The sequence below is a fragment of the Collinsella sp. AM13-34 genome, assembly GCF_003473055.1.
Lineage (GTDB): Bacteria > Actinomycetota > Coriobacteriia > Coriobacteriales > Coriobacteriaceae > Collinsella.
This window is the reverse complement of record NZ_QRLE01000005.1, coordinates 61,062-83,970: the sequence shown is the minus strand read 5'-3', so window position 1 is coordinate 83,970 and position 22,909 is coordinate 61,062. Positions and strand designations below refer to the sequence as shown.

Genomic DNA, 22,909 nt, shown 5'->3' with positions numbered 1-22,909 from the left:
GTGGCCTTCGAGCACTACATATATACCGGGACGACCCGCCTGCGCTGCGGCTACACCACGGGGAGCTGCGCCGCGCTCGCGGCGAAGGCGGCCTGCGAGATGCTCTTGTCACGAAAGCCCGTCGGCCGCGTGTCGATCGTCACCCCCGGCGGGCTGCCCGTCGAGGCGAACGTGGTCGACGCATGCATCGGCGAGGGGTGCGCCCAGTGCGCCGTGCGAAAGGACGCAGGCGACGATGCCGATGTGACCGACGGCGTGCTCGTGTACGCGCGCGTGGAACATGCGGGGTCGGGCACGGGCGCTGCGGGCAGCAAGGGCGTGCCCGCGCGCGAATCGGAAGTTTCCGTCGATGGCGGCGTGGGCGTGGGGCGCGTGACGTTGCCCGGGCTCGAGCAGCCGGTGGGGGCGGCCGCCATCAACGCGACGCCGCGCGCGATGATCACTTCGGCGGTGCGCGAGGTGTGCGCCGCGCACGGCTTTTCTGGAAATATTGCTGTGACGATTTCGGTACCCGAGGGTGTTGCCCTTGCCGAAAAGACTTTCAACCCGCACCTGGGGATAGAGGACGGCATTTCCATCCTGGGCACGACGGGCATCGTCGAGCCGCGCAGCCTTGCTGCCTTGCGCGACAGCATCGAGCTCGAGATCCGGCAGCATGCGGCTATGGGGCGACGCGGAGTCGTGCTTACGCCCGGCAACTACGGCGGGCAGTTCATCTTGGGGCATTTCCACCTAAACGGTGCGCCGGTGGTCTTCATCTCCAACTTCGTGGGCGATGCGATTGATTGCTGCGTTCGCGAGGGATTTACCAATGTCCTTCTTGTGGGACACATCGGCAAGCTGGTGAAGGTTGCGGGCGGCATCATGGACACCCATTCGCGTACCGCCGACTGCCGCGCGGAGATTCTGGCCGCCCACGCGGCCTTGGCCGGCGCTGGCGCGAAGACCGTGCGCGAGATCATGTCGTCGGTCACGACCACGGCGGCGCTCGAGGTAATCGAGGCCGCCGGCGTGGGGGACGCTGCGCGCGCCTCGCTCGCTGCGGCAATCGATGACAGGTTGCGCCGCCGCGCGGCGGGCGCATGCGACATCGCCGCGGTCGTGTTCGACGCCGAGCGCCGAGAGCTTTTCCGCACGTCGGGCGCCGATGCAGTTATCGGGGAATTGGGGGCTACGTATGAGTAAAGGCGTGCTGTACGGGGTGGGCACGGGGCCTGGCGACCCCGAGCTGCTCACGATCAAGGCCGTCCGCACAATCGAATCGTGTCCGGTCATCGCCGCACCGCAGACGGCGGACGGGGCCATGGTCGCGCTCGACATCGTGCGCGGCGCCGTCGACCTTACAGGCAAGACGGTGATCCCCGTGCGATTCTCGATGACGCGCGACGCCGAGCGCCGCACGGCCGAGCATGCCTCGCTTGTTCGCGAGCTTGTCGTGCATCTGGATGCGGTCCGCGACGTCGCGCTGCTGAACCTGGGGGACCCGAGCATCTACGCCACCTTCCAGCGCATAGCGCCCGACGTGCGCGCCTGCGGGTTCGAGGCGCGCGCCATTCCCGGCGTGCCGAGCTTCTGCGCGGTCGCCGCAGCGCTCGAGCGCGACCTCACGCCCGAGATGTCGTCGCCTCTGCACATCGTGCCCGGCGGCTACGACGACGTGCGCCGCGCATTCGGCTGGCCGGGGACGAAGGTGGTCATGAAGGCGCGCCGCTCGCTTGCGGACACGAAGCGCATCCTTCGCGAGGAGGGCGCCTTCGACGGTGCCGAGCTCGTAGAGGACTGTGGGCTTCCGGGCGAGCGCGTGTACCGCTCGGTCGACGATGTGCCCGATCGGGGCAGCTACTTCTCGACGATGGTGGTGCGCTAGATGAGGGTTTCCTGCATAGCGTTCACTGAGAGGGGATATGCGTTGGCGGAGCGCACCGCACGCGCGCTTTCCGATTGCGCGCAGACAGGTGAAGATGACCCTGGCTGGGACGTTTCCGTTTCGCGCGGGTTCGGCGAGGGGAAGGCCGACCTGCGCGCATGGACGGCGCTCGCGTGGGAAGCGTCGGACGCGCTCCTGTTCGTGGGCGCGGCGGGCATCGCCGTGCGGGCGATCGCGCCGCATGTCGCCTCGAAGGCAAACGATTCCGCGGTTGTGGTGATCGACGAGGCGGGGCGCTTTGCTGTCCCGCTTTTGTCGGGGCATTTGGGCGGTGCGAACGAGCTTGCGCAAACTGTGGCACGCGCGGCAGGGGCCATCCCCGTCATCACCACGGCGACCGACGTCCGCGGCGTGTGGGCGGTGGATACGTGGGCGCGCTGTGCGGGGCTCGCCGTTTCGAATCCCGAGGCCATCAAGCGAGTGTCGGCGCGGCTGCTTTCGGGCGGGCGCGTGGCGCTCTATTCCGACATGCCGATTTCGGGACAGCCGCCTGAGGGGGTTGACATTGCGTCCGACCGCGCTCGGGCCGATATTGTCGTGTCGCCGTTCGCTGGCGCGAATGCAGGTGCGTCCGTTCGCGCGGCGGAGACGACGGGCGAGGTCGTGCCCGCCGGTGAGACGGGGAAGCCGGCGGGCGTGCGGGCGCAGGCGTCTGCGCCCGAGCCGCTTCGCCTTGTCGTGCCCTGCATCGTTGCGGGCATAGGGTGCCGTCGCGGTGCGTGCGCCGAAGCGATCGGGGAGACGTTTCTTCTCGCGTGCGGGCAGGCGGGTATCTCGCCTTCGGCCGTGCGCGAAGCGGCGACGATCGACGTGAAGGCGCACGAGGAGGGTCTGCTCGCCTTCTGTCGCGCGCGCAATATCCCGCTTGTGACGTATTCCGCAGAGGAGTTGTCGCAGGTCGAAGGCAGCGTTTCGCCATCTGATTTCGTGCGCGCGACGGTGGGGGTCGACAACGTGTGCGAGCGCGCGGCGCTCGCGGACGGGGGCAAACTTATCTTCCCGAAGCTCGCTCACGGCGGCGTGACCGTCGCGTTTTCCAAGGTAACTATCGAACTTTCGTTTAAGGAGCGGTGATGGGAAAGCTCTTCGTGGTGGGGATCGGTCCGGGCGGCCCCGACGGCATGACGATTGCGGCTCGGCGCGCGCTCGAGGCGGCCGACATCGTTGTGGGGTACACGAAATACGTGGAGCTCGCGCTCGCCGCCGTGCCCGACGCGGCGCATCTCGCGACGCCGATGATGCACGAGGTCGAACGGTGCCGCCTGGCGCTTTCGCGCGCGCAGAGCGGAGAAGCCGTGGCGCTCGTGTGCAGCGGTGACGCGGGCGTGTACGGCATGGCGAGCCCCGTGCTGGAGCTTGCGGAGGACTACCCCGATGTAGATGTGGAAGTTATCGCCGGGGCCACCGCGGCTCAGAGCGGGTCGGCGGTGCTCGGCGCCCCGCTTGCCCACGACTTCGCGGTCGTGTCGCTCTCCGACCTGCTTACGCCGTGGGAGGTCATCGAGCGCAGGCTCGCCGCCGTGGCGAGCGCCGACTTCTGCATCTGTTTGTACAACCCGCGCAGCAGAAAGCGCGCCGACAGGCTCTCGCGCGCGGCGAAGATTATGCTCGAATGGAAGGCCCCCGACACGCTCTGCGGCTGGGTACGCAACATCGGGCGCGAGGGGCAGCAGTCGGGCATGTGCAAGCTCTCCGAGCTGGGGGAGTTCGACGCCGACATGTTCACCACCGTGTTCGTCGGCAACGCGGACACGAAGCGCGTAGGCGGCCGTATGGTCACGCCGCGCGGGTATCGGGAGATTCCATGCGAAAGGTAACGATCATCGGGGCGGGGCCCGGAAACCCCGACTTGCTCTCGCGCGCGGCGCTCGACGCGATCGACATCGCCGACGTGGTCATCGGCGCTCATCGCGCGCTTGTCGGCATCGACGTGCCGCCCGACGTGGTGAGATGCGAGCTCGTGAAGACGGCGGACATCGTCGCCGCTCTCACCGATGCGGCGTCGTGGCAGCGCGCCGTGGTCGTGATGACGGGCGATGTGGGGCTGTTCAGCGGCGCGCGCCGCCTGGTGCAGGCGCTCTCCGGCGACGCGCGGGTGGACGTGCGCGTCATTCCCGGCATAAGCTCAGCGTCGTATCTCGCCGCGCGCCTCGCGCGTCCATGGCAGGATTGGCGCTTCGCGAGCGCTCACGGCGTGGCGTGCGACATCGTGGCCGAGGCCGAGCGCGCAGGTGAGCTCTTCCTCGCCACGTCGGGCGGGGAAGACCCCTCGCGGCTTTCGGGCGAGCTTGTGCAGGCGGGCTTCGGGGACGCGCGCGTGACGGTGGCCGAGCGCCTGTCGTACCCCGACGAGCGCATCACCTGCGCGACCGCAAGTGAAATCGCAGGTCAGACGTTCGACGACTTGAACGTGATGCTTGTCGAGCCCGCAGGCGGCGCCGGGTCGCCTGCGGGCTCTAGTGCAGCCTCCGAGGCGCCGGCCGGCGCGTCTGCGCCCGCGGCGGCTTCTTTCGCGGCGGACTCTGCGGGCGCATCCCGCGCCGCGAGCTCCCGCTGGCCGTACGCTTCCTCGGGCATTCCCGACGAGCTCTTCATCCGCGGCGACGTTCCCATGACCAAGCAGGAGGTGCGCGCCGTCGCGCTCGCGAAGCTGCGCCTTACCGCGACTGACACCGTGTGGGATGTCGGCGCCGGCACGGGGAGCGTGTCGATCGAGGCGGCGCTCGTCGCGCGAGCGGGGTCGGTATGGGCGATCGAGCGCAACGCGGCCGGCGTGCGGCTCATCCGAGAGAACGCGGATGCATTCGGGTGCGGCAACGTGCATGCGGTCCCCGGTGTCGCCCCCGAAGCACTCGCGAAACTGCCTGTCCCCGACGCCGTGTTCGTCGGCGGGAGCGCGGGCGAGCTTCCCTCCATCGTGGAGGCGGCGCTCGAGAAGAACTCGCAGGTTCGCCTGTGCGTGCCATGCGTCACCGTTGAGACGCTCACCGAGGCGTGCGCGCTCCTCTCGGGTTCGCGCTTTAAGGGGTTCGAGGCGTGCCAGGTGTCGGCCGCCCGTGCCGAGGCTGTAGGCTCGCACCATCTTATGAAGGCGCAAAACCCCGTGTTCCTCGTCAGCGCGCGTGGTGCGGGCGCGGATGCCGAGGAGCTTGCCGAAGTCGGCGCGCTTGCTGAGTCGCCTGTCGGGGAGGACCTCTCTGTCGAGGGGAACCCATCCGTCGAGGTGGTCTCGCTTGCTAGCTGCAGCGCCGCAGGTGGGGAAGGCGGCGCCCGGTGAGCACGTCCATCCCGCGCTTCATGGTCGCTGCGCCCTCGAGCGGGAGCGGCAAGACGGTCGTAACGTGCGCGCTCCTGCGCGCGCTCGCGCGCCGCGGCATTGCATGCGCGGCCTTCAAATGCGGCCCCGACTACATTGACCCGCTCTTTCATCGCCGCGTCGTGGGTGCGCGCTCGGGCAATTTAGACGGCTTCTTCACCGACGCCCCGACGCTGCGCGCCCTGCTCGCACGCGGCGCCGCGGGCGCGGATGTCGCGGTGCTCGAGGGGGTTATGGGCTTCTACGACGGCATGGCGCCCGGCGTGGCCGACGCGAGCAGCTACCAGGTTGCGCGCGACACGGAAACGCCGGTCGTTTTAGTGGTGAACGGGCGCGGGGCGTCTTTATCGCTCGCCGCTGTAATCCGCGGCATCGCCGAGTTCCTGCCTTGTGCGAACGTGCGCGGCGTCGTGCTGAACAAGACGAGCGCCGCTGCCTGCGCCTACGCGGCGCCTGCTATCGAGAAGCACACGGGCGTCGCGGTTTTGGGGAATATCCCCGCCGACGAGGCGTTCTCGCTCGAAAGCCGGCATCTGGGGCTTGTGACCGCCGACGAGGTCGAGCAGCTCTCCGCGCGCATCGACAAGATGGCCGAGCTGGTGGAAAAGAGCGTCGACGTCGACCGCTTGCTCGAAATGGCGGCGACGGCACCCGATATCCGCGAGGAACCTTACCGGTTGGAGCCGATCGCGGGAGCGCGGCCCATCGTCGCCGTTGCGCGTGACGAGGCGTTCTCGTTCTACTACGAGGAGAACCTGCGCGCGCTCGAGGATCTGGGTTGCGAGCTGGCCTTTTTCAGCCCCCTGTGTGATAGCGAGTTGCCCCGGGGGACAAGCGCCCTCTATCTGGGGGGCGGCTACCCGGAGCTCCATGCGCGGCAGCTCTCCGAGAACGCGACGATGCGCGAGGCGGTGCGGCGCGCGGTGGAATCCGGCATGCCGACGGTCGCCGAATGCGGTGGGTTTCTGTACCTGCAGCGCGAAATCGCCGATAGCGAGGGGCGGCGCTGGCCTGTTGCGGGCGCCCTTGAGGGCGCAAGCGAGAACGGGGGAAGGCTGTCCCATTTCGGGTACGTGGAGCTTACTTCCCAACGCGACGGGCTCTACGGGCCGCGCGGCACACGCATCCGCGCGCACGAGTTCCACTACTGGCAGTCCACCTGCCCGGGCGGCGACTTTTGGGCGCAGAAGCCCCGGCGCGACAAGGGCTGGCCGTGCATGACGACCACCCCGTCCCTGGTGGCGGGCTTCCCGCATGTGTACTATCCTGCGAACCCCGACGTTGCGCGCACGTTCGCGTCTGCCGCAGCGTCGTTCGCAGAGAGGAGACGGCATGGCTGAAGCAACCGAAACCGCGCTTGCCTGCATCCGCGAGGAAGTCGAGCGAGCGTTCTCGTCGGCTCCGTGCGCCGTGCTCGAAGCCGCGCTCTCCCGGATCGCGCCTGCAGACGAGTGCGCCCGCGCCGCCGCGTACGCCGCGTGGGACTCCATCGCGCACCCCTTGGGGGGATTGGGCGACTTTGAAGACGCTGTCGCGTGTATCGCCGCAGCTCAGGGGAGCGCCGAGGTGGCCGAGTTTCCTCGTGCGCTCGCGGTATTCTTCTCCGACAACGGGGTCGTTGCCGAAGGCGTGTCGCAAAGCGGACAAGACGTGACGCGAGCCGTCGCGCGCAACATGTGCGAGGGGGCCACGAGCGCCTGCCGCATGGCGGCGTTCGCGGGTGCCGAGGTCGTGCCCGTCGACGTGGGTATGGCTCGGGGCATAGAAGACGCGCGCATGGTGCGCGCGAACGTGCGGCGGGGGAGCGGCAACATCGCGCACGGCTCCGCTATGTCTCGCGATGGGGCCGTGCGCGCGATCGAGGTCGGAATTGCCGTCGCGTGCGGGCTTGCCCGCGCCGGCGTGCGCCTTCTCGCCGCGGGCGAGATGGGCATCGGCAACACGACCACCTCGGCGGCGGTGGCCGCAGTGCTCATCCGGGCGGACGCGCGGAGCCTCGTCGGGCGCGGCGCGGGGCTCTCGGACGCCTCGCTCGCGCGCAAGCGCGACGTGGTCGAACGCGCTATCGACGCGAACTCGCCCGATCCCGCCGACCCGATCGACGTGCTCTCGAAGGTGGGCGGCTTCGACATCGCGGCGATGTGCGGCTTCTACCTAGGGGCCGCTGCCTCGAAGGCGCCGGCACTCCTCGACGGGGTCATATCCTGCACGGCGGCCCTGTGCGCGGCGCGCCTGTGCCCCAACGCCTTGGGCTACCTCGTGGGCACCCACGCATCAAGCGAACCCGCAAGCCAGGAGCTCCTTCGCGAGCTCGGCATAAAGGCACCCCTCGACGCAGGCATGCACTTGGGCGAGGGCGCGGGCGCCATGGCGTATCTGCCCCTTCTGGATTCGGCGTTGCGCGTGTACCGGGATGGGAAGACGTTCACGGCGACCGGTATGGCTGCTTACGAGCATTTCGAGGCCGGGAAATGACGGTGACGCTCGTCATCGGCGCCGCCGCGAGCGGCAAGAGCGCCTACGCCGAGTCCCTGTGCCTCGGGCACGACGGCCCCCGCGTGTACCTGGCAACGATGGAACCCTTCGGGGAAGAGGGCGCCCGCCGCATCGCGCGCCATCGGGCGTTGCGCGAGGGCAAGGGGTTTTCCACCCTCGAACGCACGCGTGACGTGGGCGCCGCAGTGCCCGGGCTTCCGCGCGGCTGCACGCTTCTTTTGGAGGACGTGGGCAACCTGGTTGCGAACGAGCTCTTCGCGGAAGGCGGCTTGTCCCCGCGTGACCCCGACGCCGCGGCGCGCGAGGTGCTCGGAGGCATTGAACGGCTCGCTCAGGCCGCTGCGCATACGGTGGTGGTCACCGTCGACGTGTTCGCCGATGGGATGCGCTACGATGAAGGGACCGAGGCATGGAGGCGCGCGCTCGCGCGCGTGAACGCGGGCGTGGCGGCGCTGGCCGACCGCGCAGTCGAAGTGGTATGCGGGATTCCCGTGTGGATGAAAGGCGAAGGACCTACAAGGTGAAGATAGCAGAGGCAATCGGCGCGGCGTTCGGAACGTTCTCGCGCATCCCCGTCCCGAAATCGGCCTGGACCGATTTCGGGTCAACCCATGCGCTTGCCGCGTTTCCCCTGGTGGGCCTTGCGGAAGGGTTCCTCATGACGGCGTGGGGACACGTTGCGAACCTGCTCGGCGTGCCCGCGACCATCGTCGCGGCCGTGCTCGTGGCGCTGCCTGTGGCGGTGACGGGAGGCATCCACCTAGACGGGCTCTGCGACACCTCCGATGCGCTTGCAAGTTGGGCCCCGCGCGAGCGAAAGCTCGAGATCATGCACGATCCGCGGGCGGGCGCCTTCGGGGTTATCGGTGTTGTTGTGTACCTTATTCTGCAGTTTTCCCTGTTCACCGCGCTGCCGCTTACGGCGGGGGCGTTCCTCGCGCTTCTGTGCTCGCTCGTGTTCTCCCGCGCGCTTTCGGGACTCGCCGTTGAATGCTGGCCTGCCGCGCGGGCGGACGGCATGGCCGCGGGGCTCTCGCCTGCGAAGAAGCGCGCGGCGATCGTCGTGCCGCTTTGCGCTTTCGCTGCGGCTTCGGCTGCAGGGATGGTCGCGTGCGCTCAGGCCGTCGGCGCCCTTATGGCGGTGGCGGGGCTTTTGGCGCTCGCGTGGTACCGCCATGTTGCCCTGTCCCGCTTCGGCGGGGTGACGGGGGATTTGGCCGGATGGTTTCTGCAATGGGCCGAGCTCGCGATGCTTGCCATGCTGGTGGCGGGGGGCATGCTCCTATGATGCTCGTGGTAGGTGGCGCGCATTCGGGGAAGAGGACCTTCGTGCGTGAAAAGCTCGGGTTCGCGGCGGACGATTTCGTCGACGCGGCGCAGCTTGCGGAGGGCGGCGTGCCCGCGGCTTTTGCCGGCCGCGTCGCATACCGTGCTGAGGAACTCGTACGCGCGCTCGACGCTGACCGGGCGCTCGAGCGGCTGATCGGCTTCGACGCAGTGATTCTGCCCTTGGTCGGCTCGGGGGTCGTCCCCATGAGTGCGGAAGACGCCCAATGGCGCGAGCGCGCGGGGCGCCTGGGATGCGCGCTCGCTGCGCGCGCCGACGTCGTCGTGCGCATGACGTGCGGGATTCCCCAGGTCATCAAAGGAAACCTTGCCGATGCACCTCGAGGGACGCAGGGCGCGGGTGCGCTTTTGGAAGTCGTCTTCGTGCGCCATGGTGCCACGGCGGGCACGGAAGACCATCGCTACAGCGGGGCGGGCACCGACGAGCCCCTGTCGAGTGCGGGCGAGCGCGCTTTGCGCGACCTCGCGTGCGATCGTGACGTGTTCCGTGTTATCACGAGCGGCATGGCCCGCACCGACCAGACGGCGCGCATCCTCTTCCCGAACGCGGAGCTTATGGCGTGCCCCGGTCTGCGCGAGATGGATTTCGGCGACTTCGAGGGGCGAAGCGCCGCCGAGCTTAAAGAGGATGCGCGCTATCGCGCCTGGGTAGACTCCTGGTGCGAGACGCGCTGCCCGCATGGCGAGGGCAAGAGCGATTTCACCCGCCGCGTCATCGCGGCGTTTCGGGAGGCGTGCGAATCGGAGCGCGCCCAGGGGAGTGGGCGCGCCGTCTTCGTCGTTCACGCGGGTACCGTGAAAGCGCTGCTCTCCGAGCTAGCTGTCCCGAAAATGGGATACTTCGACGTGCATACCGAGCCGGGCGGCGCATGGGCCGCCACTTGGGATGGGCGCTGCCTTCGCGACGTTCGCCCCGCTTCGGGGGGCGATGCCCGGTGATGACGATTCTTGCCGTCGCCGCCGGGTTCGCGGCCGACCTTGCCTTCGGCGACCCGCGCTGGCTTCCCCATCCCGTCGTCGCCATGGGGCGCGCGATCACGTGGGCCGAAGGCCGCCTGCGGCGCGCATTCCCGCAAACGTCCGCGGGCACGCGCGCCGCAGGGCTTGTGCTCGCCGTGGCGCTTCCGCTTGCGTGTGGGCTTTTGACCTGGGTAATCCTGCATCTTTGCGGCATGGTTTACTCCGGCCTGCGCTTCGTGGCCGAGGCATGGGCGAGCTATCAGATTCTCGCGGCATGCGAGCTGCGCCGCCAGAGCCTGGCCGTTGCCCGCGCGTTCTCGAAGGGCGGCCTTGTCGCGGCGCGCGAAGCCGTCGGGCTCATCGTGGGACGTGACACGTCTGTTCTCGACGAGCAGGGCGTCGCGCGCGCCGCCGTGGAAACGGTGGCGGAGAACGCGAGCGACGGTGTCATCGCGCCGCTTTTCTACCTTATGATCGGGGGTGCGCCCTTGGGCATGGCGTACAAGGCGGTGAACACGCTCGACAGCATGGTGGGCTACAAAAACGAGCGCTACATCGACTTCGGCTGCGCCTCGGCGCGCCTCGACGATGCGGTGAATTGGATCCCCTCGCGCTTATCGGCCCTGCTCATGATCGCCGTGTGCCCGATCGTCGGGCTCGACGCGCGCGGGGCGGCGCGCATCTGGCGCCGCGACAGGCGTCGCCATGCGAGCCCGAACGCGGCACAGACTGAGTCAGCGTGCGCGGGCGCGCTCGGGCTGCGCCTGGCGGGACCCGCGGTGTATTTCGGCAAGCTCGTTGAGAAACCGACGATAGGAGACGCGTCCCGCGAAATCGAGTGGGGCGACATCGCCCGGGCGACAAGGCTCATGCTCGCTGCGTCCGTATGCGCGCTCGTCGTCTTCGGCGCCGCGCGCGCGGCGGTCGTGCTCGCCGTGGGGGCGATGGCATGAGGGAAGACCACGCCGCGCCCCGGGCTGCCGGGGGAATCCTGCGCGCCCGTACGCATGGGGGCAGCGCGCAATCGCTCGGCATCGCTTGCGAAGGGGGCGCCTCCGACCTCATTGACTTCTCGGTGAACGTGAATCCGGCAGGCCCCTCGCCGCGCGCCGTCGCCGCAGCTTGCAAGGCGCTTTCTCGAATCGACGCCTACCCCGATAGGGAAAGCCTCGCCCTCGTTCGCGCCCTAGCGCGCGCCCAGGGCATTCCCGAAGATACTATCGTCTGCGGCGCGGGCGCGTCCGACATCATCTGGCGGCTCGCCGCGGCGGTGCGCCCGAAACGCCTCGTCGTGTGCGCGCCGACGTTCTCTGAATATGCGGAGGCGGCATCGTACTACGGCGCATGCGTGCAGGAGTTCCCGCTCTCCGAAGCGGACGACTTCGACGTGCCTGCCTCCTTCGCCCGCGCGATCGAGGGGCCGAGAGACGTGGCGTACCTCTGCAATCCGAACAACCCGACGGGGCGCCTCGTCGACCCCCGTGTGATCGATGCTGCGGCCTGCCGCTGCGAGCAGGTGGGCGCGCTGCTCGTCGTGGACGAGTGCTTTCTCGGATTTGCGCCCGACGCCCGCGAAAGGAGCGTGGCCGCACGCGCCGCGTGTTCGCGCCATGTGGCCGTGCTCTCCGCGTTCACCAAGCTCTACGGAATGGCGGGGTTGCGGTTGGGATATCTGATCAGCGGAAACACCCAACTCATCGAGGGGATTCGCCGGGCGGGGCAGGCGTGGCCCGTCTCCTCGGTCGCCGAGGCCGCGGGCATCGCCGCCCTGGAGGACGTTGAATACGTCTCGCGCACGCGCGATGTATTGGCGGGCGAGCGAGCGTGGCTTTCCCACGAGCTCTCCTCGCTCGGGCTTTCCGTCGTGCCGTCGGATGCGAACTTCCTTTTAGTCCGCACGCCGGCGAAAGACATCCCCGAGCGCCTGTATAAACAGGGGGTTTTGGTCCGCACGTGCGACTCGTTTTCGGTACTGTCCCGTTTCTGGTGCCGCGTCGCGGTGCGCACGCGCAAGGAGAATGCCCGGCTTGCGATGGCGTTCGGCCGTGCGCTTCGGGCGGAAGGCGCATCGGGCGAAGGCGAACCCGACGAACGGGGCGGCGCTTCTTTCAGCGGCGCTATGGCGGGCGCGGATGGCCGAGGCTTGGCGAAGGAGGTCGATACCCGTGGGTAGGGCGAAGCCCATCATGATCCAGGGCACCATGTCGAACGCGGGGAAGAGCCTGCTTGCGGCTGGGCTGTGCCGCGTGCTTTCGCAGGACGGCCTGCGCGTGGCTCCCTTCAAGAGCCAGAACATGGCACTCAACAGCGGTGTCACGGCCGACGGGCTCGAGATGGGGCGCGCCCAGATCATGCAGGCCGAGGCGTGCGGCATCGCGCCCGACGTGCGCATGAACCCCATCCTGCTCAAGCCCGAAAGCGGCCACCGAAGCCAGCTCATCGTGGCCGGCAAGGCGCAGGGAGCCTTCGCTGCGAGGGACTACTTCGCGCGAAAGAAGGCGCTCATGCCGCAGATTTTGGAGGCGTTCGATTCGCTCGCGGAGGAAAACGACGTCATCGTCATCGAGGGCGCCGGCAGCCCCGCCGAAATCAACCTTGCCGAAAATGACATCGTCAACATGGGGCTCGCGCGCGCCGTGTCCTCCCCCGTGCTGCTTGCGGGCGACATCGACTCGGGCGGGGTATTTGCCCAGCTCTACGGCACGGTCGCGCTCCTTGCGCCCGAGGACCGCGCGCTTTTGCGGGGGCTTGTGGTGAACAAGTTCCGCGGCGATGTGGAAATCCTGCGCCCGGGTTTGGCCCCGCTCGAGAAGATGTGCGGGGTTCCCGTCGTGGGTGTCGTGCCGTATCTTACGCTCGACCTGGACGACGAGGACTCGCTCGCGCCGCGCCTATCTGCCCGCGAGGCGCGCGGCGTCATCGACGTCGCCGTCGTGCGTCTTCCGCATCTGTCGAACTTCACCGACTTCGACCCGCTTTCGCGCGTGCCCGGCGTGGGCGTGCGCTACGTTTCCTCGACGACCGATCTGGGCCGACCCGACCTGGTGGTGCTTCCCGGCTCGAAGACTACGCTCGACGACGCGCGCTGGCTTGCGGCTAGCGGCATCGGAGCCTGTGTACGCGCGCTTTCGGGCGCGGGCACGCCGGTGCTCGGCATATGCGGAGGCTACCAGCTTTTGGGAGACGAGCTTTCCGACCCGCACGGCAGGGAAGGCGCTGGCACCGCGCGCGGGCTCGGGCTCATCCCTGCAAGTACGGTGTTCAAGGAGGAAAAGCGCCTCGCCCAGTCGACACTGCGCATCACGGGCGCCCAAGGCGCGTTTTCGGTGTGGAACGGCATGACGGCGCGCGGGTACGAGATTCACGACGGCGAAACGACCGTCTCCTGCGCTCCTGCGGGCACGATTGGCGGCAAACCGGAAGGCGCGGCCTGCGGAAACGTGTTCGGAACCTATCTCCACGGCCTGTTCGACGAACCGGGGGTTGCGCTCGCCCTCGCGCGCTCGCTCGCGCGCATGCGCGGCCTGCCCGAGAGCGTCGTGGGTGCTGCGGGCGCGGCGTCCGCGGCCGATCACCGTGCGCGCGAGTTTGACCGCCTGGCCGACGTCGTGCGCGGGGCGCTCGACATGGAGTATGTCTACCGCATTATCGAGGAGGGCGTATGATCCACGTGTATCATGGCGACGGCAAAGGCAAGACCACGGCGGCGATGGGCCTCGCCCTTCGCATGCTCGCTGCAGGCCGCCGCGTCGTCGTCGTGCAGTTCCTGAAAGACGGCGAAAGCGGGGAGGTGCGCCTGCTCGCCGAGCATTTTGGCGTGCCCGTGTTCGCGGGGAAGGCGTCGGACAAGTTTACCTGGTCGATGACGTCGGAAGAACTTGCCGCGACGTGCGAGCTGCACGATGGGAACCTCGCTTCCGCGCTCGCCGAGCTCGAGGGCGCGCAAGAGGGACTGCTCGTGCTCGACGAGGCGCTCGACGCGCTTTCGAAGGGGCTTGTCGACGAGGCACTCGTGGACCGCGCACTCGATATGTCCGCGCTCGGCGTCGAAGTAGTGCTCACCGGGCGCGCGCCTTCCCGCAAGATCGTGGAGAAGGCCGACTACATAACCGAGATGCGGTGCAAGAAACACCCCTACGAGCAGGGGATATGTGCAAGGGAAGGAGTGGAGTACTAGATGGATTCCAAGGAGATGGCGCCCGGCGACATCGAGCGGCGCAGCTTCGAGATCATCACCGAAGAGCTCGGCGGCCGCACGTTCCCGCCGCTCGAAGAGCCCGTCGTGAAGCGCGTCATCCACACCACTGCCGACTTCTCGTACGCCGATTCCCTCGTGTTCACCCATGACGCCGCGCACTGTGCGCTCGACGCACTGCGCGCAGGGGCCACGGTGCTCACCGACACGAACATGGCGCTCGCAGGCATAAGCAAGCCCGCGCTCGCGAAGCTCGGCTGCAAGGCCGTGTGCTTCATGGCCGACCCCGATGTCGCCGCGGCTGCGCGCGCCGCGGGCACGACTCGCGCCGTTGCGAGCATGGACAAAGCTTGCGGCATCGAGGGTCCGCTCATCGTGGCCGTCGGCAACGCTCCCACAGCACTTCTGCGCCTCGCCGAGCTCATGGACGCGGGGAAGATCGCGCCCGCGCTCGTCGTTGGGGTGCCGGTCGGGTTTGTGAACGTGGTCGAGGCGAAAGAGGAGCTACTCGCACGACGCGTGCCAGCCATCGTCGCGAGGGGTCGCAAGGGCGGCTCGACCGTGGCGGCTGCCATTCTGAACGCGCTGCTCTACCAGATCACGCGCCCAGGCGGCCCGAAGTGACGGCGCCCGCATCCGCGCCGGCGCTGCGCATCTTCGCCGGCACCACCGAGGGCCGCCTTCTGTGCGAATGGGCGAGCAGGGCGGGCATCCCCGCCCGTGCCTACGCGGCAACCGAGTACGGAGGCGAGCTTTTGGGCGAGCTTCCGGGCATCGAGGTGCATGCGGGCAGGCTCGACGATGCCGACATGGAGCGCGAGCTTTCCGGCGCGTGCATCGTTGTCGACGCCACGCACCCCTTCGCTACGCTCGCAAGCGGCAACATCCGGGCCGCTTCGCTCGCCGTGGGTGCACGATGCCTGCGCCTTGCGCGCCCGGTCGAGGCGCTGCCCAAAGGCGTCGTGCCGGTCGCGTCGATCGCCTGCGCGGCGCGCTTTCTCTCCGAGAACCCGGGTCGCGCGCTTCTCACGACGGGGAGCAAGGAGCTTGCTCCCTACACGAGCGTCGCCGATTTCGCGGAGCGCTTCTTCGTGCGTGTGCTCCCGCTGCCCGGTGCTATAACGAAGTGCATCGACGCGGGGTTTTCGCCGTCGCACGTCATCGGCATGCAGGGGCCCTTCACCCGCGAGCTCAACGAGGCGATGCTTCGGCAGGTGGGCGCCCAGTGGCTTGTGACTAAGGACTCGGGAACCGTAGGCGGCACGGCCGAGAAGCTCGCCGCCGCGCGCGACGTGGGAGCGCGCTGCATCGTGGTCACCCGTCCCGCCGAGGGAAGCGGGGCCCTTTCGCTTCGGGAAGTGGAAGACGCGCTCTTACGGGAGTTCGCGCGCTAGGCGCTTGCCGCGCCTAGCGCGCCCTCCCGCCCGCGAGGAGGAGCGTCCCGAGCAAGCTCGACCCGTACAAGCCCGTCATCCATCAATAGCTCGAGGACGACGCCCAGAACTGGCGCAAACAGCCCTTCAATAAGTTGCGGTGAAATAGTGTCTGTTTTTGCTGCTAGATAGCATATTCAGTCCCTAATTCACCGCAACTTGTTGGTGGTGGCTTACTGGTAGCGTAGGCACTCCACCGGGTTGAGCTTTGCCGCGCGGCGAGCGGGGTAGAAGCCAAAGATTACGCCGATGCCGACGGAGACGCCGAAGGCCAGCAGCACCGTGGCGATTGAAAAGCTCGGTGTGATCTCCCCACTGGCACCGAGCTCGTTGAGAACCCCTGATCCTGCGGCAAACATCGCGAGGCCCCAGGCCAGCAGATAGCCAATCAGGACACCCAGCAGGCCACCGGTGACGCACAGCGCCGAGGACTCGGCCAAAAACTGCGCGGTGATATCACGTCGGCTTGCACCAAGCGCACGGCGAATACCGATCTCGCGGATGCGCTCGGTCACGTTGGTGAGCATCATATTCATAATGCCAATTCCGCCGACAAGCAGTGAGATACTGGCGACAGCGCCCATGATGAGCGAGAAGGCGCCCATAAACGAGTTGAGTGCATCGATGGCGCTTTTCATGGAGGTCGCCGATACGCTGTCGTACTCATCATCCTCCGAGATGCCCTTCATCGCGCGCACCTTAGACTCGATGGTCTTGCAGAGCTCGTCCATGTCTGTGCCCTCGGCGGCAAGTGCCGTCACGCTGGGAAATGAAGGATTCTCGTCGCCAAACAGGCCGGAGATGGTTTCGCGTGGCATATACAGCGTGAGCGAGCCCATGGAGTCGCTGCCGCCATCAATCACGCCTACAATCTGCACCTCGCCGTTGGACACCTTGATGGTTTTCCCCAGTGCGTCCTGTTCGTTGCCGTAAAGCTGATCGGCGCCGCCGCGGCTGATGAGCGCCACGCGCGAGCCTGATTGAGACTCTGCCTGTGAATAGACACGTCCCGCAACGAGCTTGCTGGCGCCCACGGCATCGAGCATGTCGCTATCGACGCCGTGTGCCATGACGGTATAGCTTTTATCCCCGACCTTGTACTCGGAATACGCGCTATCGACGATGCCGATCTGCTCAATCTGCGGCACCAGTTTTTTAAGCTTCTGGGCGTCAGAATCAGAGAGTTCTTGGGACGAATAGATCTGAACCATGCGAGCTGCGTTGAGGCCCAGGCTGTTGACCAAGCTGTTTTGGATGCCGCCGATGAGCGAAGTCATGGCAATGACCGAGGCGATGCCGATGACGATGCCCAGGATGGTGAGCAGGCTGCGCCCCTTGTTGGCCTCGAGCGAGTGAAGGGCTTCCTGGATAAGATCGCGGGCGCTCATGCCATCACTCCTTTCGGCGGGTTGGCGGAGGCGGAAATCATGGGCAGGTTATCTACGGCGCTGCGTAGGGTCCGCGGTGCATGCGGAATATACGCGCCGTCGTGAATGCGACCGTCGCGGATGGTCACGGCGCGGTCGGCCTCGGCGGCGATGCCGGGGTCGTGTGTGATAAGCACGATGGTTTTGCCGCGCTCCTGGAGCTTGTGGAAGGTTTCCATGACGAGCGCTCCCGTGGCGGAGTCCAGGTTGCCCGTCGGCTCGTCGGCCAAAATGATGGGTGGATCGTTGACAAGGGCGCGCGCGATGGCGACGCGCTGCATCTGGCCGCCCGAGAGCTCGGATATGCGGTGGTCCCAGTGGTCGACGGGCAGCGTGACGGCCTGCAGCGCGTGTACGGCGCGCATCTCGCGCTGGCTGCGCGGCACATTGGTGTAGGACAGCGGCAGCATGACGTTTTCGATCACCGTCAGGCGCGGCAGCAGATTAAAGCTCTGAAAGACAAAGCCGATGCTCAGCGCTCGCACCTCGGTGAGCTCATCATCGTCGAGCTCGGCGACGTTGAGCCCTTGCAGGAAATAATCACCCGCCGTCGGCTTGTCCAGGCAGCCCAGGATGTTCATGAGCGTCGACTTGCCCGAGCCCGAGGGGCCGGTGATGGCGACGAACTCACCGGGGTTCACCGCCAGGTCCACGTTGTGCAGGATGTGGGCGCAACCGGCCTCGCTCTCAAAGATGCGGTGCACGTTGCGGATGTCGATGACGGGACGCATTACTTGCCCTCGTCGGCAGACATATTGTCGCCGCCGTCTGCCGTCATGCCTGTGCCGGTATCCGTCACGATGGTGTCGCCGTCGCGTAACTTGGTAACCGGGACGTCTGGGTTGATCTCGTTGCCCTGGTCGTCGCGCTTGACCTGCGTCTTACCGACTACAGCCTCGTTGTCGTTTTGCGTCACGACGGTCACCTTCACGCGGCGCGTCTTCTTGCCTTCCGAATCGGTGGCCAGATTGACGTAATAGTGCTCGCCGTCTTCGGTCATCAGCGCCATGGTCGGCACCATAACCACGTCGTCGAGCTTCTCGGTCACTACCGAGACCTCGGCAGTCATACCCGGCTTAAGGCGACTGTCAGGTGCTTCGATGAGGATGTCGACGTTAAAGGTCACACTGCCGCCGCTCCCGGAGGAGGAGTCGGAGTTTGCCACCGAGGCGATAGCCGTGACGGTGCCCTGGCTCACGATGTCGGGAAACGCGGGATAGGTCACGTTGGCGCTTTGGCCCACGGCAATTTTGGCGATATCCTTTTCGCCCACCTGAACCGTCACCTTCATCTTGGACAGGTCGGCGATCTGCATGCACTGCTTGCCGCCGCTCGTATCGCTTTCGCCCATGATCATGCCGCCTGTTACCGTGGCGCCCACCTTGGCGTTGAGCTCGACGATGTTGCCCGAGCTGGGGGCCTTTACGGTGCGCTCGGCCGCCTTTGCAGTTGCCTGCTCCAGCGTTGCCTGGGCCGAGGCGAGGTTGCGCTGGGCGGTCGAGACGGCATTTGCGTTGGTGCTTGCGTCCGATGGGCCGGTCGATCCGTCACCGTCCGTTGCCGGTGCGGCCTGTGCGGCCGCGAGCGTCGCCTTTGCATTGTTCAGGTCTTCCTGGGCGGCCGCGACCGCGCGCTGCGCCTCGGAAACAGCGTTATCGAGCGCGTCGTTCTTAATAGTCATGAGCACGTCGCCCTCGTTGACGCTCTGTCCGGCCTGCACGTTGATCTGCGCCACCGTACCATCGACGGAAGGGGAGACGACCGAGGCTGAAATAGGCTTGAGCTGTCCCTTGGCTTCGACTGTGGTGGTAAACGTGCCTTCGGTGACCATGTCGGTCACCGGTCCGTTGGTGCCTGCGGGTTGCGCGTTGATGACCAGCGTTGCGATGATGGCAATGAGCGCGATGGCAACAACGACACCGACGGCGATACCGCGTCGGATGAGCTTTTTGCGCCGACGCTCGGCACGCTTTGCCTTGAGCTTTGCATAGGCTTCTTCATCGGAAATCTCGGCGGTATCGTTCGTGCGTCCGCTCTGCTTTTCGGCATGTACGTTTGTAATCAAAGGAATCGTTTCGGTGGCACCTTCGGGCGTGTACTCGGCATCATCCGGGCCTGGGGTGATGGTGGGGACATTCGGCATAGCGTCTCCTTTATAGAAAGTTCCTCAATAAGTATATGCGCCCGTCGCGTAAGGCGGGCGCATATGGCGGATTCTTTCGGAACTGTTAGATTGGTCGCAGCGGCTCCACGTTGTGGGAATGCGCGCGTTGCACTACGAGTGGACAACCACGCACAGGCCGACTTTGATGCAGTCGTGAAGTGCCTTTGCATCGGCCAGGCGCAGGTTGATGCAACCGTGGCTGCCGCACCACTTGTACGACTCGGCATTATCGAAGCTCTTGTCGTTTTGCCAGGTGGCGTCGTGGAATCCGACCATATTGCCCTCGAACGGCATCCAATAGCTGACCGGGCTCTCGTATTTGGGCTTGCCGGTCTCAGGGTCCTTGGCACCGATGAGCTTGCTGGCGCCATCGTTGCTGTTAATCTGCCATACGCCCTCGGGGGTGGCGTCCTCTCCCGGCTTGCCGGAGATAAAGTTGGCCTCCCACACGATGTTGCCGCTCTCGTCGTAGTAGCGCGCGTGCTGCTCGGATAGATCGACATCGACGTATGCCTTCCAGTCGGGCTCTCCCTTTGCGGTAAAGGTGTCGGCCTTCTGGGAGTACTTGATCTCGATTTCGCCGGTCTGCTTGTTGTTAATGGCGTCCTCGACCTGCTTGGCGAGCGAGCTGCTGTCGATGGACCAACCAAAGTCGCCGCCTTCTACGGCGCATTGCTTGCCATCGGCGCGCGTCCACCAGCGAGTGGAGCCCACGGTGTTAAAGCCGTTGGCGAGCTCGGCTGCCCAGCTGCTGATCTGCGACGTATCGAGTGTGGGGTTGGCCGGATCGGCAAAGCTGATCCACTGCAACACGGAGCTGCCATCAACCTTGCCGGCATCCTCGCCGTTGAGCTTGAGGGTCACGTTGACGCCCAGGAAGTTGTTGGCGGCATCGCATGCGGCCTGAATCTGATCATCGGTCAGCGTTCCATTGAGCGGCTCATAGGCATCGTTGCCGAGCTTGGAAAGGTCTACGGTCTCGGACAGCGAGGAAAGCTCGAGCTCGGCATACTTAATGACATGCTCACGGTCGAGTTTTTCGTTGGAGCGCGCCTTCTCGACAGTAAACTTGCCGGCCTGCTCGTCATAGGAGCTATTGGCTTCGAACGTGCCCGAACGCCCCTCGTTAAACTCGTCGATGGCGGCGCCCAGATCCTCCTCAAACTTCTTTTGGTCAAAAGTGTCGGAGAGCATGGACAGGTCGACGTCTTGATCAAGATCGACTTCGTTGGAGGTAGCGGTTGTTTTGGTTTTGCCGCTTAAGGATTCCACAAGGCGGACCGGCCATACAAAGGCTTCGTTGTGGCTGATGATCTCTTTTGCGGCAGCTTCGCCGTCGACGATGGGCTCATCGGACTCGGGCTGATACGTCCAGCTAAAGTCATCGCCTGTCACGGTGAGCTTATAGTGCTTCCATGCCGAGTTGACCTTGGTGGCGGCAGACGAAGCGTTGGAGAACGAGACGTCGACGCCGGCGATGGTGGTATTGGGGTAGGCTAGCTGGGAAAACGCTACGACGCCTACGATATAGACAATGACGATAAGACCCAGGACGACAAAGAGCGTCGTCTTTTTGCCCGACTTATTGTTCTCGGCGGGTTTGCGCGTGGGGCCGCGATCGCCCCGAGCGTGCGTGGGGGGCTGCTTGGGCGCATTTCCGTTTGCCTGGCGCTGCTGACGTTGCTGACGCTGCTGGTTCGGCCGTTGGGAAGCGTTTGCCGCACCACGCTGCTGACTGTGACTCGGCGCGATAGGACGCGGCGACTGAACGCCACCGGTGTGCCTGCTCGGCTGCTGCGGATCGGGAATCAGTTGAGTTCGATCGTTTTGCGACATCGTATGCATATCCTTCGAATTTCGCCTTGCGGCTCATCGTGTTTTTACTGGGCTTGCATTATAGCGATTACCTAGTTGTTTGTGGTACGGAAACGGTGGCATTCAAAAGAGGTGGGACATTTGTCCCACTATCGAGTCGTTCTTGGTCACTACCCGCATACACCGCATTTTCCACAGGCCGAAAGTGCGGCCGGAGCCTGCGCGATGCCGCCCTTTGCCGTCTCGCGCAGCGTGGCCGGCAGGGCGTGGCCCACCGAGAGCATGACATGTGCCATCTGGTCAAACGGCACCAGGCTCTTGATGCCGGCGAGGGCGAGTTGTGCGGAGCTAAAGGCGGCTGCCACGCCGATGGCGTTGCGGTTTTGGCACGGCACCTCCACGAGGCCACCGACGGGGTCACAAACGAGGCCCAGCAGATTACTCAGCGCGATGGAACTGGCATCGAGCGCCTGCTCGGGTGTGCCGCCGAGCATCTGCACCAGCGCGGCGGCAGCCATGGCGGCCGCACTTCCTACCTCAGCCTGGCAGCCGCCCTCGGCGCCGGCAACGCAGGCGCTCGTGGTGAGGTTGAGGCCGATGGCGGCGGCGCAATAAAGGGCATCCATGACCTGCTCGTCGTCCAGCTGCAGATGGTCTGCGAGCGCCAGCACGCAGCCGGGCACAACACCCGCGGATCCTGCCGTCGGAGCTGCGACGATCACGCCCATGGTGGCGGAGCGCTCGAGCACGGCCATGGCGCGGGCCACGGCGTCGGTCTGGACGGCGCCCATCAGGCTTATGCTCAGATCGTTTCGGCTGGTGGCATCGACAAGCTTTGCCTCGCCGCCGATGAGGCCGCCGAGCGAGCGCTGTGGATTGGAAATGGGGGCTGTGGTCTCTTCGCGCATGACGTCGAGCACGCGGCGCATGGCGGCGATAGCGTGTGCCTCGCCGGTCAGACGTGCCTCGCGCACGGCCATGACGGCGCCGATGTTGAGCCCCAGTTCCTCGCACGCATCGAGCAGCTGCTCGCCGTCGTCGAAGATTTCCTTTGCCGAGACGCCGGGGGAGAGCGACGAGGCAGAACCGGGGAGCTCGATAAAGGTCGCGTAATCGACATTGTCGAGCTTGCGGAGCATGGGGACGACGGTGTCGTCGGGGGCGCCGTCGGTCTCAAAGACGGAGTAGGCCTGGCCGCCCACTTCGGTGCGGTAGGTGCGGCAGAAGGCGATGTTCACATGGGCGTAGGCGAGCAGGTTGGTGAGCGCTGCGAGCACGCCGGGGACGTCCTGGTGCGCCACGAAGAGCGTGGAATACATACCCGAGATGTCGACGCCGACGCCGTTAATGCGGCTGATGCGCATCTTGCCGCCGCCCAAGCTCTCGCCGCGGACCTCTGCTGTGGCGCCCGTGACGTCGACCATATCGATGTCGACGGTGTTGGGGTGGATGGAGGCGTCGTCGCCCTTGATGTCAAAGTGATATTCGAGGCCCTGCTCACGTGCGAGGTCAAAGGCCTGCTTGATGTTTTCGTCATCGGTGTCGAGGCTCAGGATGCCCGCGACGAGCGCACGGTCGGTGCCGTGGCCGCGGTAGGTGTGGGCGAAGGAGTTCCACAGGCCAAAGGTGACTTTGGTGATGCGGCCTTCCAGCAGGCTGGCGGCAACTTGGGCGCAGCGCAGGGCGCCGGCGGTGTGCGATGAGCTGGGGCCGACCATGACGGGGCCCAAGATCTCGAATGCCGAGGTCGTAGCTAGTGTTTGTGGCTTGCCTGCCATATGCGCTCCTGTTCTATCCCGTCGTTCCGAGGGCTTTGGTATTTGGTCGCC

Annotated in this window: 21 protein-coding genes; 16 read left to right on the top strand and 5 right to left on the bottom strand. The window is 66.2% G+C overall.

Annotated elements, in window-relative coordinates:
* The 16 genes from cbiD to cobK are packed head-to-tail and all read left to right on the top strand — an operon-like array spanning nt 1 to nt 15,635.
* Nucleotides 1-1,185: a cobalt-precorrin-5B (C(1))-methyltransferase CbiD gene (gene cbiD, locus DW151_RS03055; RefSeq protein ID WP_233543320.1), complete on the top strand. Its 1,185-nt coding sequence runs from the start codon at nt 1-3 to the stop codon at nt 1,183-1,185.
* Nucleotides 1,178-1,867, top strand: a complete 690-nt coding sequence (gene cobI / locus DW151_RS03050) for a precorrin-2 C(20)-methyltransferase (RefSeq protein WP_118225779.1) — start codon at nt 1,178-1,180, stop codon at nt 1,865-1,867. Before cbiD ends, cobI begins: the two co-directional genes overlap by 8 nt.
* Before the next feature lie 42 nt (nt 1,868-1,909).
* Nucleotides 1,910-3,001: a cobalt-precorrin 5A hydrolase gene (locus DW151_RS03045; protein WP_233543314.1), complete on the top strand. Its 1,092-nt coding sequence runs from the start codon at nt 1,910-1,912 to the stop codon at nt 2,999-3,001.
* Nucleotides 3,001-3,744, top strand: coding sequence for a precorrin-3B C(17)-methyltransferase (cobJ, locus tag DW151_RS03040; RefSeq protein WP_117564102.1), 744 nt, complete (start codon nt 3,001-3,003; stop codon nt 3,742-3,744). Before DW151_RS03045 ends, cobJ begins: the two co-directional genes overlap by 1 nt.
* Entirely contained in the window at nt 3,732-5,204 is a 1,473-nt protein-coding gene (cbiE, locus tag DW151_RS03035) for a precorrin-6y C5,15-methyltransferase (decarboxylating) subunit CbiE (RefSeq protein ID WP_118334392.1), read from the top strand. The genes cobJ and cbiE overlap by 13 nt, the downstream gene beginning before the upstream one ends.
* A complete protein-coding gene (locus tag DW151_RS03030; RefSeq protein WP_233543313.1) occupies nt 5,201-6,583 on the top strand; it encodes a cobyrinate a,c-diamide synthase in 1,383 nt (460 codons plus the stop codon). Before cbiE ends, DW151_RS03030 begins: the two co-directional genes overlap by 4 nt.
* A complete protein-coding gene (locus tag DW151_RS03025) occupies nt 6,576-7,718 on the top strand; it encodes a nicotinate-nucleotide--dimethylbenzimidazole phosphoribosyltransferase (RefSeq protein ID WP_118334390.1) in 1,143 nt (380 codons plus the stop codon). Before DW151_RS03030 ends, DW151_RS03025 begins: the two co-directional genes overlap by 8 nt.
* Entirely contained in the window at nt 7,715-8,263 is a 549-nt protein-coding gene (locus DW151_RS03020; protein ID WP_118334388.1) for a bifunctional adenosylcobinamide kinase/adenosylcobinamide-phosphate guanylyltransferase, read from the top strand. The genes DW151_RS03025 and DW151_RS03020 overlap by 4 nt, the downstream gene beginning before the upstream one ends.
* On the top strand, nt 8,149-9,027 hold the full coding sequence (gene cobS, locus DW151_RS03015) for an adenosylcobinamide-GDP ribazoletransferase (protein WP_118334387.1): 879 nt from the start codon (nt 8,149-8,151) through the stop codon (nt 9,025-9,027). The genes DW151_RS03020 and cobS overlap by 115 nt, the downstream gene beginning before the upstream one ends.
* Nucleotides 8,961-10,025, top strand: coding sequence for a histidine phosphatase family protein (locus DW151_RS03010; RefSeq protein ID WP_233543309.1), 1,065 nt, complete (start codon nt 8,961-8,963; stop codon nt 10,023-10,025). Before cobS ends, DW151_RS03010 begins: the two co-directional genes overlap by 67 nt.
* Nucleotides 10,025-10,999, top strand: a complete 975-nt coding sequence (gene cbiB / locus DW151_RS03005; protein WP_118270303.1) for an adenosylcobinamide-phosphate synthase CbiB — start codon at nt 10,025-10,027, stop codon at nt 10,997-10,999. Before DW151_RS03010 ends, cbiB begins: the two co-directional genes overlap by 1 nt.
* On the top strand, nt 10,996-12,219 hold the full coding sequence (locus tag DW151_RS03000; protein WP_158571644.1) for a histidinol-phosphate transaminase: 1,224 nt from the start codon (nt 10,996-10,998) through the stop codon (nt 12,217-12,219). Before cbiB ends, DW151_RS03000 begins: the two co-directional genes overlap by 4 nt.
* On the top strand, nt 12,212-13,711 hold the full coding sequence (locus DW151_RS02995) for a cobyric acid synthase (RefSeq protein WP_233543308.1): 1,500 nt from the start codon (nt 12,212-12,214) through the stop codon (nt 13,709-13,711). Before DW151_RS03000 ends, DW151_RS02995 begins: the two co-directional genes overlap by 8 nt.
* Nucleotides 13,708-14,223 carry a cob(I)yrinic acid a,c-diamide adenosyltransferase gene (locus DW151_RS10640; protein ID WP_117647859.1) on the top strand — a complete coding sequence of 172 codons (516 nt, stop codon included), beginning with the start codon at nt 13,708-13,710 and terminating at the stop codon, nt 14,221-14,223. Before DW151_RS02995 ends, DW151_RS10640 begins: the two co-directional genes overlap by 4 nt.
* Entirely contained in the window at nt 14,224-14,865 is a 642-nt protein-coding gene (locus tag DW151_RS10635; RefSeq protein ID WP_199579888.1) for a precorrin-8X methylmutase, read from the top strand.
* Complete coding sequence (gene cobK / locus DW151_RS02985; RefSeq protein ID WP_118094584.1) at nt 14,862-15,635, top strand: precorrin-6A reductase; 774 nt, start codon at nt 14,862-14,864, stop codon at nt 15,633-15,635. Before DW151_RS10635 ends, cobK begins: the two co-directional genes overlap by 4 nt.
* 212 nt (nt 15,636-15,847) lie before the next feature.
* On the opposite strand, the gene DW151_RS02980 is transcribed toward cobK, so the two are convergent.
* The 5 genes from DW151_RS02980 to sdaAA all read right to left on the bottom strand — a co-directional run bounded on the left by DW151_RS02980 (nt 15,848) and on the right by sdaAA (nt 22,858).
* Nucleotides 15,848-17,062 carry an ABC transporter permease gene (locus tag DW151_RS02980; RefSeq protein ID WP_118334381.1) on the bottom strand — a complete coding sequence of 405 codons (1,215 nt, stop codon included), beginning with the start codon at nt 17,060-17,062 and terminating at the stop codon, nt 15,848-15,850.
* On the bottom strand, nt 17,059-17,832 hold the full coding sequence (locus DW151_RS02975) for an ABC transporter ATP-binding protein (protein ID WP_118334379.1): 774 nt from the start codon (nt 17,830-17,832) through the stop codon (nt 17,059-17,061). The genes DW151_RS02980 and DW151_RS02975 overlap by 4 nt, the downstream gene beginning before the upstream one ends.
* Nucleotides 17,832-19,244 (bottom strand): efflux RND transporter periplasmic adaptor subunit, encoded by a 1,413-nt coding sequence (locus tag DW151_RS02970; protein WP_118334378.1) that lies wholly within the window; start codon nt 19,242-19,244, stop codon nt 17,832-17,834. The genes DW151_RS02975 and DW151_RS02970 overlap by 1 nt, the downstream gene beginning before the upstream one ends.
* 132 nt (nt 19,245-19,376) lie before the next feature.
* The gene (locus DW151_RS02965) at nt 19,377-21,101 is read right to left on the bottom strand and encodes a L,D-transpeptidase (protein ID WP_158571643.1); all 1,725 of its coding nucleotides are present in this window, start codon (nt 21,099-21,101) and stop codon (nt 19,377-19,379) included.
* A gap of 149 nt (nt 21,102-21,250) precedes the next feature.
* Nucleotides 21,251-22,858 carry an L-serine ammonia-lyase, iron-sulfur-dependent, subunit alpha gene (gene sdaAA / locus DW151_RS02960; RefSeq protein ID WP_118334375.1) on the bottom strand — a complete coding sequence of 536 codons (1,608 nt, stop codon included), beginning with the start codon at nt 22,856-22,858 and terminating at the stop codon, nt 21,251-21,253.
* Nucleotides 22,859-22,909 lie beyond the last annotated feature (51 nt).

Excerpts from the sequence above, each read along its gene's own strand:
- cbiE (WP_118334392.1), top strand. The coding sequence starts at position 3,732 with ATGCGAAAGGTAACGATCATCGGGGCGGGGCCCGGAAACCCCGACTTG.
- DW151_RS03020 (WP_118334388.1), top strand. The coding sequence starts at position 7,715 with ATGACGGTGACGCTCGTCATCGGCGCCGCCGCGAGCGGCAAGAGCGCC.
- DW151_RS02975 (WP_118334379.1), bottom strand. The coding sequence starts at position 17,832 with ATGCGTCCCGTCATCGACATCCGCAACGTGCACCGCATCTTTGAGAGC.
- cobI (WP_118225779.1), top strand. The coding sequence starts at position 1,178 with ATGAGTAAAGGCGTGCTGTACGGGGTGGGCACGGGGCCTGGCGACCCC.
- DW151_RS03000 (WP_158571644.1), top strand. The coding sequence starts at position 10,996 with ATGAGGGAAGACCACGCCGCGCCCCGGGCTGCCGGGGGAATCCTGCGC.
- DW151_RS03025 (WP_118334390.1), top strand. The coding sequence starts at position 6,576 with ATGGCTGAAGCAACCGAAACCGCGCTTGCCTGCATCCGCGAGGAAGTC.
- cobJ (WP_117564102.1), top strand. The coding sequence starts at position 3,001 with ATGGGAAAGCTCTTCGTGGTGGGGATCGGTCCGGGCGGCCCCGACGGC.
- DW151_RS03010 (WP_233543309.1), top strand. The coding sequence starts at position 8,961 with ATGGTTTCTGCAATGGGCCGAGCTCGCGATGCTTGCCATGCTGGTGGC.
- DW151_RS02970 (WP_118334378.1), bottom strand. The coding sequence starts at position 19,244 with ATGCCGAATGTCCCCACCATCACCCCAGGCCCGGATGATGCCGAGTAC.
- DW151_RS02980 (WP_118334381.1), bottom strand. The coding sequence starts at position 17,062 with ATGAGCGCCCGCGATCTTATCCAGGAAGCCCTTCACTCGCTCGAGGCC.
- DW151_RS10635 (WP_199579888.1), top strand. The coding sequence starts at position 14,224 with ATGGATTCCAAGGAGATGGCGCCCGGCGACATCGAGCGGCGCAGCTTC.
- cbiB (WP_118270303.1), top strand. The coding sequence starts at position 10,025 with ATGACGATTCTTGCCGTCGCCGCCGGGTTCGCGGCCGACCTTGCCTTC.
- DW151_RS10640 (WP_117647859.1), top strand. The coding sequence starts at position 13,708 with ATGATCCACGTGTATCATGGCGACGGCAAAGGCAAGACCACGGCGGCG.
- cobS (WP_118334387.1), top strand. The coding sequence starts at position 8,149 with ATGGAGGCGCGCGCTCGCGCGCGTGAACGCGGGCGTGGCGGCGCTGGC.
- sdaAA (WP_118334375.1), bottom strand. The coding sequence starts at position 22,858 with ATGGCAGGCAAGCCACAAACACTAGCTACGACCTCGGCATTCGAGATC.
- DW151_RS02965 (WP_158571643.1), bottom strand. The coding sequence starts at position 21,101 with ATGTCGCAAAACGATCGAACTCAACTGATTCCCGATCCGCAGCAGCCG.